Origin of the sequence: Nostoc linckia z4 (genome assembly GCF_002608075.1) — a bacterium.
GTDB lineage: Bacteria > Cyanobacteriota > Cyanobacteriia > Cyanobacteriales > Nostocaceae > Nostoc > Nostoc linckia.
In genome coordinates this window covers 72,774-88,282 of the sequence record NZ_LAHA01000010.1, presented here as the reverse complement: position 1 = coordinate 88,282, position 15,509 = coordinate 72,774, and the positions used below count along the sequence as shown (strand labels likewise).

Below are 15,509 nucleotides of genomic sequence, written 5' to 3'. Positions count from 1 at the left end.
TTTTTCAAATAACTTACGTTTGTAATTCAATAAATGCGTGTTGCTAGAATCACCGCATGTGTGGCAGTGACTCTAATTTCTGTAGCAATTATATGGGGATCTTTCAACCAAAATTCGCGTACTGGATCTATGCGTCCTTGCCATTCCGGTGGCCAGTATTCTTCTGGTGTCAGGTCATCCAGTATAATCAAACCTCCAACCTTTAAAGCATTTATTAATATCTGAGGTTCAACAACTTTTGCGTTTCCACCATCAGCAAATAACAAATCAAAAGGAGCATAGTCAAGTAAATCGTGCCAATCGCCTTGAAGTACGCGGACATTAGAGTTATCTGCAAATAACTGTTGCACAACTGTGGCGCGATCGCCATTGCTCTCTATCGTTATAAATGTACTATCTGGATGTAATGCACTCACAATCCAAGCAGCGCCAAATCCGCAGCCAGTACCAATTTCAGCAATTTGACCTTGTGCGATTTGGTTGGTGAGGATTTGCAACAAACGACCAACTTCTGGGAGTGAGGATTCGGAAAATTGGAGTTTTGCGGCCAGTACTTGAGCCTGTTGTACTAATGACGGAATAGAAGCGATCGCACTATAACTCATTATTTCTACTCCTTCACCAAAACTTCCCGTAACGTCACAGCTAAATCCTGCAATGCACGTTCCCCATCTCCAACAAACGTTGTCCCGTGCATTGTTGCTAAGGTACGCGGCTGGAGTAAAGCTAATTCTTGGAGAATGCGAGTGGTATGTGTTGTGTATGGTATGTAATTAGGGAAAGGACTTGCTTCATAGTTGACTATTGTTTGACGGAATCGGTCTATAACGTCAGACTCAGTTATTGCCTCTAAATCTCCAAATTGGTGAAATAAATCTGAGCAAAACAGTGTTTTATTGTTAGTTTCAAACAATAATCCGGCATCCCAGCCGTGGGGAACTTGTGGTGTATGGTAAAACTGAAAACTATATTTACCAGTGTTTAAAACTTCAGCGTGTTGCATACTTTTGGATGGACGAATGGCAAAATCATCTATGCTCACAAAGCTTGCTAAAGGACTACAAACTGTCTGAGCATTTGACGCAATAGCCAGCCATTCATTAAGAGAACCACATTCATCTGCTTCAAAATGACTAAAACTAATCCAACGAATTTTTGATGGCTCAAGAATCTTTTCCACTGCATCACGTACTAGTGGAAACATTCCTTTAAGACCAGTATGAAACAATAATGGTTCTTCGTCTTTAACTAAAAACTGGATAAATTGCAAATCTATGTTTGGGTCATAGGTTGAGATACGATAGATGTCCGGGGCGATTTCAGTAATAGTTGTCATAATTTTAAAATTTACACAGGTAACAAAGAAACGTGTGCTGAAACTACTTTCCATCCTTGAGTAAATCTATACCAAGTCTGGCTTTGTCGCCCGAAACGCTCAACACCATTGATAATGCGACGAAACTCTAAAGTGACGGTGGCTGTGTCTTTTCCAAATGTGACAACTTTAAGATTTGAAATTTCTCGCTCTATTTTTGGATTTGGTCGAGAGGCGCGAAAGTTACGAATTTCATCGCTACCATAGAGATTTTCTGTTACCCCGAACCGCACTACTTCAGGCGCATCCCAAAATAAGCTATCCATGACTTCTAAATTATTATTAGAAAGCGCTTCCTCATATTGAAGATATAACTCAGTCACTTCAGCTACAATGCCAGGGTCATTTACTGTGGTCATTGTTGTTACCAACTTTTGCTTGTAAAACTAATTATGAACTTTTTGACGAACCAAATCACGGAAGCTAGAAACTTGTTGCATAAATAAAAATGACCCGACAACACAAACACTAGCAGCGAGAATGACACTATTGGCAGCACCAATATAACTTGCGAGTGCGCCGCCAATGAGATTGCCTATAGGTACTGCACCTGTTGATGTCATAACGTAAAGTCCTGTGACTTGACCGCGATTTTCATCAGTAACTAACGATTGCAGCAAAGTGCGTCCGGTAATTATCTGCAAAATAAATCCGAAACCAGCCGCCAACAGGGAAAATAAGCATAGGATTGGGGATTGGGAAATTCAATTTTGGATTTTGGATTTTGGATTTTGGAATTTAATCTAAAATCCAAAATCTAAAATCTAAAATTCCTAATCTAGCCAGTAACAAAAAAGTAGATGGTCATGCTGAAGGCAACAACTAAAACAAATCTCCGAATTAATTGGGGTTCCAGTTTACGTGCGTAGTGAGCGCTTAAATAACCACCTAAAGAACCACCCACTGCCATTAAAATTGCTTGATGCCAAGCAATTACACCTGCAAAAATAAAGGGAATAATTGCAATTCCATTGATACAACTGCCTAAAAATGTCTTAAAGGCATTCATTGTATGAATACTTTTGATGCCTAAAAATGATAAAGTTGCCAGCATTAATATTCCTAAACCCGCTCCGAAGAAACCGCCATAAATTGCGATCGCCAATTGAGCCAGCACTAGATGAAATAAAGGTACAGAGTCAGGTGATGATTTTTTGCTTTGAAGTTGCAACCAATTTCTGAGATGATCGCCAAAGGTAAACACTAATGTTGCCAGTAGTAGTAAATAGGGAATCAGCTTTTTAAACACATCTGATGATGTATATAATAAAGCCACAGAGCCGATAATTCCACCAATAAGACTGATGCCACATAAAAGCAAGAAAACTTCTTTTTTGATGCCTAAATCTTTACGATAAGCTCCGGCACTGGCTAAAGATGCTACCCAAATAGCAGTATTATTTGTAGCATTAGCCGCAATGGGCGGCACACCAGTAAATATCAAGGCTGGAAAAGTAATAAAGCTTCCGCCGCCTGCTACAGCATTCAGCCCGCCTGCAATAAAAGCGGTAATGAACAAAAGTAAGCTATGAATAAATGTTAAAGATGGCGGCATTTTTTTGAGTGATAAATTAAAAATTATGAATTATAAGTTCTGGAATATTTTCTGGGCAATGAGCTATAAAATCAGCACCATGAGTCTTTAATTCCTCCTCAGTTCCATAGCCGTAAGTAACACCAATTGCAGCAATATGATTGCGCTTGGCTCCGATTATGTCATGTTGGCGGTCGCCAACCATTACCACACTAGAAGGTGAAAGGTTTTCTGCGAGTAAAATGTGAGAAATCAAGTCAGCTTTTGCACTCCGAGTGCCATCAAATTCGCTACCATAAATGCCATCAAAAAGCAATGACAAAGAAAAATATTTAATAATCCGTGTAGCATAAACCTGTGGTTTGGAAGTAGCAACAAAAGTTTTATATCCAGCAAACTTAATTACTTTTAAAGTTTCTACAATCTGCGGATAAAGCAAATTTTCAAATAATCCAATCGTGGAAAAGCGACTCCGATAAAGTGAAAGCGCCTTCTCAACTAATGCAATATCTGAAGTCTTAAGTAACTGCGAAAAACTATCTTTGAGTGGAGGCCCAATACACCAATGCAATTCCTCAGCATCTGGTGATTGGTAGCCGAGTTCAGATAGGGCATACTGAATACAGCGAGTAATACCAAGCTTAGGATCTGTCAATGTTCCATCTAAATCGAAAAGAATAGTATTAACAATCATATTTGCTGGGCAAACCTCTGCGTAACTCTGCGTTTTACTCTGCGCCCTCTGCGTTTAAAAACAAAAGTTTGTTTACTCAATTAACTGTTTATAATCCCCAATCCCTAGCCCCCAGTCCTCCTAATTTTCAGTGATTGAAAAAAGCTTTCTCCACTCAGCAAAGCAATGCCAAGCGTAACAACAGCAATCCCCATAATTTGAGTCAAGTTTAAAGTTTCACTAATAGTTATCCAGGCTACTATCGCCGTTAAAGCTGGACTACTAGAACCAATTATTGATGCGGTAGTTGCACCAATCATCCGAATTCCTAAGTTGTTCAAAATGTGTCCGATAAAGCTAACTAAACCCGAAAATATACTACCAATCCACAGAGGCGTCCAGTCAAGTTGGGCAGTAGGAACTGGCCAGAACAGTAAGCTAATACCAGAGAGTACGAGGGTGGAAGCAAAGCTGATCCAAGTAAAGGGAACTGGATGAAATTTTTCTAAACATTTTTGGGCAATCACGTTATAGAAGGCATAAACAACGCCAGAACTAACACTGGCCAAAATGCCAACCATAATAGTATGATTGCTGTGGTTTCCAGAAGATTGAGGAATAACAAGAACGCAACCTATCAAAATGATCCCCATCACCAACCAACGCAAGAATGTAGGGCGTTGGCTAAAAAACTTCCAAGAAAGCAAAGCCGTAAATACGGGATAGGTGAAGAAAAGGGTTGTAGCGATTCCAGTGGGAATTAAGCCAATAGCAATGTAGATTAAGGCAATGTAGACAAACATCAGCACTCCACAGCTAAGGGCTTGAATCAGAACATTCCGATATTGACGAGTGAATAACTCTCGTAATTCTACAAAAGCAGATGGATAAAGTTTGAATGCCAAAGATGCCATGAGTGGAACTACGAGTAGCATTCGCATAAACATCAACAAAAATGAATTCTGCAAATCCGGTTTAACGTATCCACCAAGTAAAAATAAATTGAGTACGAGATGTTCTGAAAACAAAACTCGCACGGTAATGTTGTGAAACGCCAAAACAAAGGACGATAGAAGAACTGTCAGGATGCCTAACACGCAAAAAAGGTTTTCTGAAACCCGATTGTATTGTTGAAATCACTGGACTGACAGACCAAACGAAATTTGAGTTTTTAAGACTCTGGTTTCGTCAATTGTAGGGACGGTCGCCCAGAAAATTCATCATACCATTGAGCAAGTTTGGGATACTTCTGTCGCCATTGCAATTCGGGCAGGCGAATTTCTAATCCAAGTGCAGAAGCGAGGGTTATATGAGCTAGTTTTGGAGTTTGGTCGAGTTTTTCGGAAATCTTCTCGAAGTAGTCTAAAATTCGTAAAGCACGCGATCGCTCTAACTCAATTATCTTTGGCGATTGCTCGCTTTCGGCACGGAATATCCGCTCCCGTGCCCAAATACTAATACCATCAATAAATGCAGTTGTGATGCCTTCAAGCTGCTGTGAAAATCCGTCAGAATCATCAGCAACAACTTTGATTTCCGGATTTAAGCGATTCAAATAACTGACGATGATTCGCGTTTCGCTCAAAATAAATCCGTCATCAGTCGCTAAAGTTGGAACTTTACCTGTGGGATTGTAATTGAGTAATTCGCTATTGGGATCGCGCACCGTAACTTCTTGCAGTTCCACGCGATCGCTTAAATTTAGCTCAATAATAGCAACCCTGGCTATGCGGGCGTATTGAGATTTTGGTGTGTAAAAGAGTTTCATAACAAACTGCCATATCCCCAAATCAAGAACAAAAGTAAAAAATTAAAAAGTCCCAGTTTCTATGATTCTGGTTTTGTCAGTTGAAAGGAGGGTCGCCCAGAAAATTCATCATACCACTGAGCAAGTTTGGAATAGTTCTGCCGCCATTGCAATTGGGGGAGACGACTTTCTAATCCCAGTGCAGAGGCGATGGTGATGTGAGCCAACTTAGGAGTTTGGTCGAGTTTTTCTGATATCTTCTCGAAGTAGTTTAGAATTCGCAAAGCACGCGATCGCTCTAACTCAATTACCCCTGGAGATTGCTCTGTTAAAGGACGCCGTAACTCCCGCACCCAAACAGCAATGCCATCTATAAACCCACCAGCTATGCCTTCAAGTTGCTGTAAAAAGCCATTAGAAATGTCAGCAACTACTTTGATTTCCGGATTGAACTGATTTAGATAAACGCATATTATCCGGCTTTCACTTAAGATAAATCCGTCATCAGTCGCTAGGGTTGGAACTTTACCTGTAGGGTTGTAATGCAGTAAATCGCTGTTTGAATCTCGTACAGTGACTTTCTGCATTTGAATGCGATCGCCCAGATTCAGTTCTAGCGCAGTTACCCGTGCTATGCGTGCGTAGGGAGAGTTAGGTGTATAAAAGAGTTTCATGAAAAAGTGCGATCGCCCTTTAGTGAAATTATCTCAAAGCACCCGCTAATTCAGACGATGCAACTTTGGTGAACTGATTGACTGGACGAGGTAAACCAAGATTCTCGCGCAGGGTACGCCCTTCATATTCGGTGCGGAATAAACCCCGGCGTTGCAGTTCTGGAATCACCAAATCGACAAATTCATCCAAACCACCAGGTAGCCAAGGTGGCATAATATTAAATCCATCAGCACCATCGTTAATAAACCAGTCTTCGAGCTGGTCAGCAATTTGCTCTGGTGTTCCCAAAATTGTCCGATGTCCCCGTGCCCCAGCAATCCACAAATATAGTTGCCGGATAGTTAAATTCTCTCTCCGTGCAAGGTCGGTAATTAACTGCAAGCGACTTTTGCCACCGTTGGTATCTGGCAAATCTGGTAGTGGCCCGTCCAAGGGGTATTTCGATAAATCGTGTCCGCCTATAAGTCCTGAAAGTAACCCTAATCCTACCGATGGATGAATCAACTCTTGAAGTTGCTGGTACTTCTCTTTAGCTTCCTCCTCAGTTCTGCCAATTACCGGAAATACACCAGGCATAATCTTCAGATGGTCAGGCGATCGCCCGTATTTGCTCAGTCTACCTTTCACACTAGAATAAAAAACCTGGGCTTCCGCAAGAGTTTGTTGGGCTGTAAAAATTGCCTCTGCCGTTTGTGCTGCTAAGTCTTGCCCAGCCTCAGAAGAACCAGCTTGCACAATCACTGGATACCCTTGGATGGGACGGGCTACATTCAGCGGCCCGCGCACTGAGAAATATTCACCTTTATGGTTGGGGATATGTAGCTTATCAGGGTCGAAATAAATACCCGATTCTTTATCGCGTAAAAAAGCGTCATCTTCCCAACTATCCCAAAGCTTGGAAGTAACTTCTAAAAATTCCCTTGCTCTTTCATAACGCAGTGAGTGTTCTAAATGTTCTTCTCGGCTGAAGTTTTTCGCTGCGGCTTCAGCAGAAGAAGTGACCACATTCCATCCCGCACGCCCACCACTCAAGTAATCTAACGAAGCAAACTTGCGGGCAAGGTGGAAGGGTTCATCATAAGTAGTTGATGCCGTTGCCACCAAACCGATATGCTCTGTCACTACAGATAGTGCTGATAATAAAGTTAGCGGTTCAAAGTGGACGCTGAATTGTCCCGAACGACTAAAAGCCTCTCTTCCTTTTCCTTGATCCCAAACAGCTAAACCGTCTGCAAGAAAAAGCATATCAAATTTACCGCGTTCGGCTGTCTGTGCCAGTCGCTTGTAATGCTGAAAATTCAGGCCTCCGTCCGCTTGAGAGTTGGGGTGTCGCCAAGCCGCTACGTGATGACCTGAACCTGGTAAAAATGCACCTAGCTTAATTTGTTTTTTCTGACTCATTTTTTATTTCTACAAAAACTTACTTATTAAGTTGGGGAGTGTTGACTGAGGAGTTAGGAGTATAGACGCGATGAATCGCGTCTGTACAAGAGTTAAGAATTATTCTCCTTGTCTCCCTTGTCTACCTTGTCTCCCCACTCCCCCTTACACTGCAACTGCCTCCCGTCGGTTGTACGCAGAAGAGTCACCCTTGACGGCTTGACTTTGTTTACCATCAATGCCTACTGGAATGTCGCCGACGATTGTCACTCGTTGGACATGGCGGGGTTGGTTACCGTAATCTGCAACTGCGTAGTGTTGGGTGGCGCGGTTATCCCAGAATGCCACATCACCAACTTGCCAACGCCAACGAACTGTATTTTCGGGACGGGTTACGTAAGCTTGCAACAGTCTTAAAATATCGTCCGATTCAGTTGTTGATAGGCCGCGGAACTGGCGAACAAAGCCACCAATAAATAACCCACGTTCCCCAGATTCAGGATGAACCCGTACTACTGGATGAAGGGTCTCATATACCGTCGAGGTGAAAACTGCTCGGTAAGCTTTCACGTCTTCAGGCAGGTCAAATCCAGTTGCATAATCAAAGGCGTTGCTATGTACTGCCCAGAGTTCATCTGCAAGACTACGCAAATGATTTGGTAAATCTTGGTATGCAGTTACAGAGTTTGCCCAGATAGTATCGCCGCCAACTGGAGGAATAACCAGTGCCCGCAAAATAGAGCCAAGGGGAGGACGGTCTACAAATGTGACATCAGTGTGCCAACTGTTAGCACGGGAAGTGGTTTTGCCGTAATTCAAATCCAGGACTTCTGGATGATCTGGAAGTGAGGGAACGGTAGGATGAGCTGTAGTAACTTCACCAAAGCGGCGAGCGAAAGCTACTTGTCCATTGGCATCGAGTTGATGTTGATCTCGGAAGAAAATTACTTTGTATTCAACTAAAGTCTTGCGAATATCGCTGATAACTTCATCGCTGAGGTTGTTACTCAAATTCACACCAATGATTTCGGCACCGATACGTCCGGTAACTGGTTTGATGTCAAAGTATTCGGAACTCATCTGTTTTTTTCTCCTAATTTGTTATTAAAGGGTATTGGGCATTGGGCATGGAAAGAGGACAAGGAAGACAAGGGGGACAAGGTAGGAATCTTTCTCTCCGAAGTCTGAGCGCCGGAAACCGGCGCTCAGACTTCTCTCCTTGTCTTCCCCCTCTCCCTTGTCTCCCCATCTCCCCATGTCCCTAAACACCAGGCGTAGAACCACCATCAACAAGAATTTCTGCTCCTGTAATCGATGCCGCAAGGTCTGAAACTAAAAATAGAGCCAAGGATGCAATTTCTTCTGGTTGAGCAATTCTCTTTAATGGAATGCCTTGAATGGTTTCTGCCTTGGCTTGTTCTACGGTGATGCCACGTGCTTGGGCGTTTTGTTGTGCCAAGCGTTCGGCTCTTTCTGTGGCGGTAGCACCAGGTGAAATGGCATTGATTCGGATGTTGTATTGGGCTAACTCTTTAGAAATTCCTCTCGTAAAGTTGAGTAGGGCGGCGTTGGTGGTACCACCAGGAACAAAGCCAGGGCGAGGTGTCCGTCCTGCACCACCGATGATGTTGACTATGCGTCCATCACCTCGATTTTTTTGATGGGGTACAACGGCTCTGACTAAGCGAATATAGCCCAATAGTTTTAAGTTCCAAGCGTCCAACAATACATCGTCGCTCAGTTCGAGGAATGAGCCGGCACGGGCTGAACCGGCGTTATTGATCAAAATATCAATCTGACCAAACTGTGCCAGAGTTGTTGACACAACTTTTTCTACATCTTCGGCCTGAGTCAAATCAGCACTGATGGAGATGACTTTTGCCCCTGTGGTGGGTAAGGATTGGATGGCACTAACGGCATTTTCTAGTCGTTCTGGGTTACGAGCTGCGATCGCCACGTTCACACCTTCACTATACAAAGCTTTGGCGATCGCTAAGCCAATCCCCGCACTTCCTCCTGTAACAATCGCTGTTTTACCTGATAGTTTTAGTTCTAAACTCATACGATTTTGGATTTTAGATTTTGGATTTTGGATTTTATATTTGGTATCGAATTGGTAAATTTTTGTTTAGTAATTTTTTTTCAGAATCCTTTTTCAGGCTCAGAAGTTGTGATTTTATCAAATCAACTATTTTCTAAACTGCAACTACCTCATCCCGAACCAATAATATTGCTGATTGAAAACCTATATTATGAATGTTCAAAATTTCTCGACTTTCTTGGTATGTACAGCCTAAAAGTATCTTGATTTCTGTATCTCGCTTTTCTAAATCAACACTACATATGAAGGCGGTGACTGCTTTGCCAGACAGGCTTCCTAGCCAGACATCTATGTTATCTCGATCTCCAGAACGAGTATCTTCCAAGTATCCATAATCCAATGGATAAATTAAGGATGGATAGTGCGGATGTGATGTACCTTTTGGACGATCTATCTTCAGCTTACTAGTAGTTACAAGCTGGTCTAGTTTTAACCAAAAATCAGCAGAATTATTAATTGCTAATTCGTAACTCATAATTATTACTCCATACATTAATTTAGTTCTAAGCAAAGAAAATAATTACGAATTACGTTAGCGTAGCCCATTAGGAATTATTCGCTAATTCTCAATTGGAAATGTGCAATACAGCTTTACCAGGAAAACTGCGATCGAGTAATTTTTGGGCTACGTCAGCTATTTCTGTCCAAGAAGCTTCTAAATCAATGTGAGGACGCAACTGACCTGCTTCTACTAAACTCAAAAGCCGTTTTAGACCCACTGCTGCTGATTCAAATCTCAGTTCATCGAACAGACGTAAACCATACAAACTCACGCCACCAGTCCCGAAAAATTGAGCGGCGTTAAAGGTTACTTCCGCTCCCCCTGATACTCCATACAGCACAGTTTTTCCATCCTGAGCCAATAGGCCAAGGGCTATACCCAAAGTCTTGCCACCTACGGACTCTACAATCAGATGATAAGGCCCGTATTCCCTTGCCGGTGAAAGGTCTTCACCAATCACCACCGACTGTGCCCCTGCTTTTCTGACTAAAGTTTCATAGCCAGCTTGACGAATGTGTGCCACGACTTGCGCCCCTGATAATCGTGCCAATTGGATAGCGAAGTAACCAACGCCTCCGGATGCACCTGTAACCAAAACAGGCCTAGCTAAAACTGAACCGCCTTTGAGTACGGCATGATACGCAGTTAAACCTGCTACGGGCAATGTGGCAGCTTCAGTAAAGGATACTGATGGGGGTACTTCTGCTAGAGCGCTGGTAGGAACAGACACAAGTTCTGCCCAAGCACCGCTACGACGTAAGCCAACTACACGCGCTCCTTGGGGAGGCCCAGACCCATCAATGGCAGGAGTTTCAATAACACCAGCCAAATCCCAGCCAGGTTGCCAGCCAGCTTCAGCAGTGGTTGAACGCTTCACCTCACCCCTATTCAAGGAAATTGCTGCTACCCGTACTAAAGCTTCATCTGAAGCAGGCTGTGGTGCAGTCACTTCACTGAGTGCCAAACGCCCTGGCACATTGGGGTCAACAATTACAGCACGTATTTTGCTCATAAGGTTCCCCTGGCTTAGAGGTTAATTTCTAGATCGTTGGTTCCAATTTAGCGCTTGCAATACATCGACAGATTGACTTGATAGGTTACTTATTTTTTCTTCGCTTTAAATTTCTGCAACTAGGCCAATCATATCTAAAACTACAATAAATATATCGATTAACCGTAGTTTTTAGTACGTAAAAGGAAAATTATCACAGAAACCTATAACAATCAAGCATCTGACAAAAAGATTTGCAAGTATGTTGACTGTTGACTGTGAACGAAGAGGAAAAGGAGCAGGGGACAGAGTAGACAAAGAAATAAGGCGAATAACTCCCAGTCATCACTACACTTCTCTTAGAAGTGGGGAAAAGGGTAAGGGGTAAAGGGGAAAGGGCAAATCAACCCTTTAACCTTTTCCCTTTAACCTTTTCCCTTTTCCCTTTCCCCCCTCTTGCAAAAGTAACTTTTACAAGAGGTCTACTCATCACTCCCCCTACACCGTGACCTTTGTCCCGTCAAATTTAGTAAAGGTAAATCCCCTAAATCTTTCGTTGTAACCGAGTCTTTCATCCCGAAGCAGGCTAATAGCAACTTCTTCTCCCAAAGCTAAGGCAGCTGAACCATCGGAACGCCAATGAATACCGCCATTACCACGACCAATGGCATAGTTTGTTGCTAGTTTATTTAACTCACCGCCTACGGTCAAAGGCGCGCCAGTGTAGGAAATTACTTTTGTAGGGTCATTGGGGTCGGGTATGACTGGGTTGGGAATAACATAGTTCTCGTCAAAGAATGCTTTTAGGAGTGTGATATTGACAGCAGCAGTAACCGCAGCACCACCCGTATAGGAGGAATGGAATGGTGCTGCTTCTGGATATGCTTGAGGTAACAAATAAGTACCGAAGGTTCTGAAGGTGGAAGCTAAAGCTTGGGAATTTAAGACTTCAGGATGAATAGGATACTGAGTATTATTGACAATATTGTTGTAAACTAGCCCACCATAGGCTTCTGGGCGGAGAATGCGGTGTACATAATACTTCTGCCAGTATGATGCTCTAATGGCACGGGAAGTACCCAAGTTGAGCAAGGCTTGTATTTGTCCAACAGCAAAGGTGGCAGCAGAACCAACTTGCGTCAAGGAATTAACGTAGGGATTGCCTGGATTCAATGGTGTGCCGATACTACCAAGAATCAAGGAGGCTCCCAGGTAGGTAGGGCCGCCAATATGAGCATATTCACCTAAATCGCGAACCGTGACTATGTAACGGCTAACAGGATCGTAGTTAATTGATTTCCCTGAACTACCTCCATTTTGCACAGTCAGCCATTCATTGAAATCAATCAGAAAGTCATTGCCAGGAAGGGCGGTACGAATTAGTGGAGAAACAAACTGAGTTCCCCAAACAATAGTCCGCAGGAGAAATTGTGATATGTAAGGGCCGTCTAGTACTCCTGGGGGAGTTACATATTTGATCTTTTTACCAGAGCTATCACTGCGATCGACATAGTTGACGCTACCACGAAATAAAGTTTGAGGAGTCACAAGGCCATTTTGTTTTGGGCCTCGGAACGCCGAAAGCTTATTGAGGTCTGCCACAGCTGCCAAAACTTTTGGGTCGTCTGTGTTGTTTTGAAACTTGGAATAAGGTACATCACGCAGTAAGGCTTGCCAATAGATTTCAACAGCTTCAGCAGCTCTTTGTGCGCTAAGTAAAGCTGGTGGTGGTGGTACTGCTATCTGAGCTGCATTGATACCTTCCAAGCTAATTGCTAGAGGCCCTTGGGGATTTACTAGTTTTCTGGTGCCACCCAAGATAATTTTTTCAAAATCATCTGGATTTAGCGTTGTCAGTGCTTTAGTCAAAGAGTTGTAAGCATCCAATTTGACTTCACCCCGTGCATCGTGAGGTAGTCCCCTACTGTCGGAGCCAATTTTGTTGGCATATCGCCTCTCATCACCATTGGTGGGATGCGGCGGAATGGGAATACTATTTTCTAGCCTTGCTGCTTCAACACGCACTTGAAAAGCTTTATTAACAAACTTCTGATAGTTGAAGTTTAGTTTTCCATCAGAAGGATTAGTGGCTTGGGCAATGTCTCCTGCTTTTTTGGAGGATACAGTTGAACCTAAAACTCCTCCAACGGTGCTGGCGACTGTAAATAAACCGACGCGACCAAGAAATGAACGTCTACTACGGCTAAAAAAGAAGCGTCTTGTGCGACTTAGTTTGGATTCCTGAGGCTGCTTGATTTCACTTTGAGTTTGACCATCTTGACCAAAATTTTGATCGGAATTGGGATCTAGTTGCATTAGAAGATATCTCCACTGGCAAAAACAATACAAAAATTCAGCCGTGAGCGAACCAATGATTAGTTTCAGGTGGTATACAACAGAAATGAGAATTCAGAAATAAAACACACTTAAGGGACTTCCAAATAAAAAAATATTCCGCAGAAGACTGTTAACTGTTGACCGTTGACAGTCAGCAGTCAACGACCTAAATCGGAACAATTTATTTTTTGGAGTTCCCTAATGCTGTAATTTGACTAAGTTGAAATCTGTTGTATTTGAAACACTCACCAATTTAAGGAGAGAATAGTTTTAGTGAATTACTTATCAAACCTAGAGCCACTTTACTAGAAAGTAATTTGCACTCTTAGTTATGACTTTGAGTCTTTAGTTATGCTATTCAACAATCGATGGCATAACTTTTACACCTACAGCTTTCATGGAATCAATAGCATACGCTGTGGTTGAACTATTGCAGCGATCGCACAGTTCAAACCACAATTTTTTCCAATTAAATTGCTAATATACTGTAAAACTATCGATTTACAGATGTTTGTAGTTGTTAAATCAGACTTTCTCACAAACACCTGTGAAAATCAAGTAGTTTTGACAACAATTTAGCTAGTAATTTGAGTTTTCTTGAAAAGTCAAGTTGTTTTTTAAGCCAAAAGGCAACAGGTAACAGGCGATTAACCATTGCCTATTGCCCATTACCTATTGCCTATTAGACCTATTGCAATCAATTGCTTTTTGCACTCTTGTGGAAAAAGGGATGCATCTTTATTGGGGAAAGGCAAAATACCAAACCTTTCCCCCTTTCCCCTTACCCTTTTCCCGACTTCTCTTAGAAGTCTATTACCCATTGCCTTTGACTAACTAACTATGCCCATATCTACATAAATTGGATGTACTATTCTTTTAATGATGTCGAGTTTCCTACTAAAGAAATATGCTCCGATAATACAACAAGCACCACCAAATAATAAAGCATTAGTTACACCGATGCGATCGGCCAGTCCTCCAAAGAATAAATTACCAAAAGGTAGAATTCCTAAAAAACCTGTTGTAAATATACTTGTGACTCTACCTCTTTTATTTTCATCAACAATAACTAGTTGGATAAAATTACTAATTGAAGCTAGAGTTAAACTAGTATTCATCCCTATAATAAACATAAATATTAGACAAGTTTCTAAATTTTGGATGCGGGAAAATATGATTAAAGATAATCCTAAAATTGCCGCCGATCGGGCGACAATATTTTCTAAACCTATGGCTTGTTTTCGGAAAACTAAATAAAATCCTGAAATTATAGAACCAAGTGCTGAAGCTGTCATCAAAAACCCCATAGTTTTAGCATCGCCATGCAAAATTTCTTTAGCAAATATAGGCATTAGATTTACATGTGTCATTGCCATAAAACAAATGACGATTTGTAATCCTAATACAGCTTTTATAGGAAAAAAATCATACGCAAAAACAAAGCCTTCTTTGAGATTTTGCCAGATTTTAGCTTTGCGATCTGATAGTTTGTTGAGAACAGGCTTGACTTGGATGGTTAAAATAGCAGATAAAAACGGCAAATAGCTAATACTATCCACCAAAAAGCAGGAAGCTGCTCCAGAAGTTGCAATTAGTAAACCCCCAATCATGGGACTGACAAACTTAGCAGTGTTAATTAAAAAGGAATGAGAGGCCATAGCACTGTAAATATCTGCTTTTTTATCCACCAGTCTGGGAATAATTACCTGACGTGCTGGCAAATCAAAAGCTTTCACTGTTCCTTGAAGAGTACCAATGATAATAATCCAGGTGACATTAATGCGATCGCTAATAGTTAAAAACGTTAATGTAGAAGATAAAACAATAGATGTTAGCTGAGTAGTAAGTAAAACATATCTTAAGTTCCAACGATCCAATAGGACTCCTACTATAGGTGTAATAATCAATCCCATAGCTTGATTTGTAAATCCTGCGATACCTACTAAGATAGCTGAATTAGTTAATTGGTAAACTAACCATACTAAAGCAATTTGTGTCATCCAAGAGCCAAAAAAAGATAAGCTCTCACCAATAACAAAACAAGCAACATTCGGAGATTTTAGAGCCGGTGGAAGTTCAAAAGACACAAATTTTAATTTGTCTTTTGAAAATTTTTCTCTATTACTTGGTAACATCAGCTTTTCCCTGTTTGACAATGTTTCTAACCATGTTTTTCTACAACTAATCCAAGATT

The 15,509-nt window shown here is 41.7% G+C and carries 17 protein-coding genes; all 17 read right to left on the bottom strand.

Annotation, left to right across the window (positions count from 1 at the left end; genetic code table 11):
- Positions 1-26: 26 nt before the first annotated feature.
- Positions 27-605, bottom strand: coding sequence for an O-methyltransferase (locus VF06_RS10790; RefSeq protein WP_099068047.1), 579 nt, complete (start codon positions 603-605; stop codon positions 27-29).
- A 5-nt stretch (positions 606-610) separates the two neighbouring features.
- Positions 611-1,336, bottom strand: coding sequence for an oxygen-binding di-iron domain-containing protein (locus VF06_RS10785; RefSeq protein WP_099068048.1), 726 nt, complete (start codon positions 1,334-1,336; stop codon positions 611-613).
- 11 nt (positions 1,337-1,347) lie between these two features.
- The gene (hpxZ, locus tag VF06_RS10780) at positions 1,348-1,734 is read right to left on the bottom strand and encodes an oxalurate catabolism protein HpxZ (protein ID WP_099068049.1); all 387 of its coding nucleotides are present in this window, start codon (positions 1,732-1,734) and stop codon (positions 1,348-1,350) included.
- A gap of 27 nt (positions 1,735-1,761) precedes the next feature.
- Positions 1,762-2,064 carry an MFS transporter gene (locus tag VF06_RS10775; RefSeq protein ID WP_341273509.1) on the bottom strand — a complete coding sequence of 101 codons (303 nt, stop codon included), beginning with the start codon at positions 2,062-2,064 and terminating at the stop codon, positions 1,762-1,764.
- 89 nt (positions 2,065-2,153) lie between these two features.
- Positions 2,154-2,930 (bottom strand): sulfite exporter TauE/SafE family protein, encoded by a 777-nt coding sequence (locus VF06_RS10770; RefSeq protein ID WP_099068051.1) that lies wholly within the window; start codon positions 2,928-2,930, stop codon positions 2,154-2,156.
- Positions 2,931-2,946: 16 nt separating this feature from the next.
- A complete protein-coding gene (locus VF06_RS10765) occupies positions 2,947-3,603 on the bottom strand; it encodes an HAD family hydrolase (protein WP_099068052.1) in 657 nt (218 codons plus the stop codon).
- Positions 3,604-3,707: 104 nt separating this feature from the next.
- A complete protein-coding gene (locus VF06_RS10760) occupies positions 3,708-4,679 on the bottom strand; it encodes a DMT family transporter (protein WP_099068053.1) in 972 nt (323 codons plus the stop codon).
- 74 nt (positions 4,680-4,753) lie between these two features.
- Positions 4,754-5,350 (bottom strand): glutathione S-transferase family protein, encoded by a 597-nt coding sequence (locus VF06_RS10755; protein WP_099068054.1) that lies wholly within the window; start codon positions 5,348-5,350, stop codon positions 4,754-4,756.
- 59 nt (positions 5,351-5,409) lie between these two features.
- Positions 5,410-6,003 carry a glutathione S-transferase family protein gene (locus VF06_RS10750; RefSeq protein ID WP_099068055.1) on the bottom strand — a complete coding sequence of 198 codons (594 nt, stop codon included), beginning with the start codon at positions 6,001-6,003 and terminating at the stop codon, positions 5,410-5,412.
- A gap of 28 nt (positions 6,004-6,031) precedes the next feature.
- On the bottom strand, positions 6,032-7,405 hold the full coding sequence (locus VF06_RS10745) for an LLM class flavin-dependent oxidoreductase (RefSeq protein WP_099068056.1): 1,374 nt from the start codon (positions 7,403-7,405) through the stop codon (positions 6,032-6,034).
- Between the two features lie 144 nt (positions 7,406-7,549).
- Positions 7,550-8,464, bottom strand: coding sequence for a TauD/TfdA dioxygenase family protein (locus VF06_RS10740; RefSeq protein ID WP_099068057.1), 915 nt, complete (start codon positions 8,462-8,464; stop codon positions 7,550-7,552).
- 24 nt (positions 8,465-8,488) lie between these two features.
- Complete coding sequence (locus VF06_RS40585) at positions 8,489-8,641, bottom strand: hypothetical protein (protein WP_180267347.1); 153 nt, start codon at positions 8,639-8,641, stop codon at positions 8,489-8,491.
- 4 nt (positions 8,642-8,645) lie between these two features.
- Positions 8,646-9,446, bottom strand: coding sequence for an SDR family oxidoreductase (locus tag VF06_RS10735; protein WP_099068058.1), 801 nt, complete (start codon positions 9,444-9,446; stop codon positions 8,646-8,648).
- A 133-nt stretch (positions 9,447-9,579) separates the two neighbouring features.
- Positions 9,580-9,960, bottom strand: a complete 381-nt coding sequence (locus VF06_RS10730) for a hypothetical protein (RefSeq protein ID WP_218963809.1) — start codon at positions 9,958-9,960, stop codon at positions 9,580-9,582.
- A 91-nt stretch (positions 9,961-10,051) separates the two neighbouring features.
- Positions 10,052-10,999: a zinc-binding dehydrogenase gene (locus VF06_RS10725; protein ID WP_099068060.1), complete on the bottom strand. Its 948-nt coding sequence runs from the start codon at positions 10,997-10,999 to the stop codon at positions 10,052-10,054.
- Between the two features lie 477 nt (positions 11,000-11,476).
- Entirely contained in the window at positions 11,477-13,294 is a 1,818-nt protein-coding gene (locus VF06_RS10720; protein WP_099068061.1) for a vanadium-dependent haloperoxidase, read from the bottom strand.
- 851 nt (positions 13,295-14,145) lie between these two features.
- A complete protein-coding gene (locus VF06_RS10715) occupies positions 14,146-15,450 on the bottom strand; it encodes an MFS transporter (protein ID WP_099068062.1) in 1,305 nt (434 codons plus the stop codon).
- Between the last annotated feature and the right edge of the window lie 59 nt (positions 15,451-15,509).

What these genes read in the sequence shown, in the direction of transcription:
- VF06_RS10790 (WP_099068047.1), bottom strand. Translation starts at nt 605, where the DNA reads ATGAGTTATAGTGCGATCGCTTCTATTCCGTCATTAGTACAACAGGCT.
- VF06_RS10785 (WP_099068048.1), bottom strand. Translation starts at nt 1,336, where the DNA reads ATGACAACTATTACTGAAATCGCCCCGGACATCTATCGTATCTCAACC.
- hpxZ (WP_099068049.1), bottom strand. Translation starts at nt 1,734, where the DNA reads ATGACCACAGTAAATGACCCTGGCATTGTAGCTGAAGTGACTGAGTTA.
- VF06_RS10770 (WP_099068051.1), bottom strand. Translation starts at nt 2,930, where the DNA reads ATGCCGCCATCTTTAACATTTATTCATAGCTTACTTTTGTTCATTACC.
- VF06_RS10765 (WP_099068052.1), bottom strand. Translation starts at nt 3,603, where the DNA reads ATGATTGTTAATACTATTCTTTTCGATTTAGATGGAACATTGACAGAT.
- VF06_RS10755 (WP_099068054.1), bottom strand. Translation starts at nt 5,350, where the DNA reads ATGAAACTCTTTTACACACCAAAATCTCAATACGCCCGCATAGCCAGG.
- VF06_RS10750 (WP_099068055.1), bottom strand. Translation starts at nt 6,003, where the DNA reads ATGAAACTCTTTTATACACCTAACTCTCCCTACGCACGCATAGCACGG.
- VF06_RS10745 (WP_099068056.1), bottom strand. Translation starts at nt 7,405, where the DNA reads ATGAGTCAGAAAAAACAAATTAAGCTAGGTGCATTTTTACCAGGTTCA.
- VF06_RS10740 (WP_099068057.1), bottom strand. Translation starts at nt 8,464, where the DNA reads ATGAGTTCCGAATACTTTGACATCAAACCAGTTACCGGACGTATCGGT.
- VF06_RS40585 (WP_180267347.1), bottom strand. Translation starts at nt 8,641, where the DNA reads ATGGGGAGATGGGGAGACAAGGGAGAGGGGGAAGACAAGGAGAGAAGT.
- VF06_RS10735 (WP_099068058.1), bottom strand. Translation starts at nt 9,446, where the DNA reads ATGAGTTTAGAACTAAAACTATCAGGTAAAACAGCGATTGTTACAGGA.
- VF06_RS10730 (WP_218963809.1), bottom strand. Translation starts at nt 9,960, where the DNA reads ATGAGTTACGAATTAGCAATTAATAATTCTGCTGATTTTTGGTTAAAA.
- VF06_RS10725 (WP_099068060.1), bottom strand. Translation starts at nt 10,999, where the DNA reads ATGAGCAAAATACGTGCTGTAATTGTTGACCCCAATGTGCCAGGGCGT.
- VF06_RS10720 (WP_099068061.1), bottom strand. Translation starts at nt 13,294, where the DNA reads ATGCAACTAGATCCCAATTCCGATCAAAATTTTGGTCAAGATGGTCAA.
- VF06_RS10715 (WP_099068062.1), bottom strand. Translation starts at nt 15,450, where the DNA reads ATGTTACCAAGTAATAGAGAAAAATTTTCAAAAGACAAATTAAAATTT.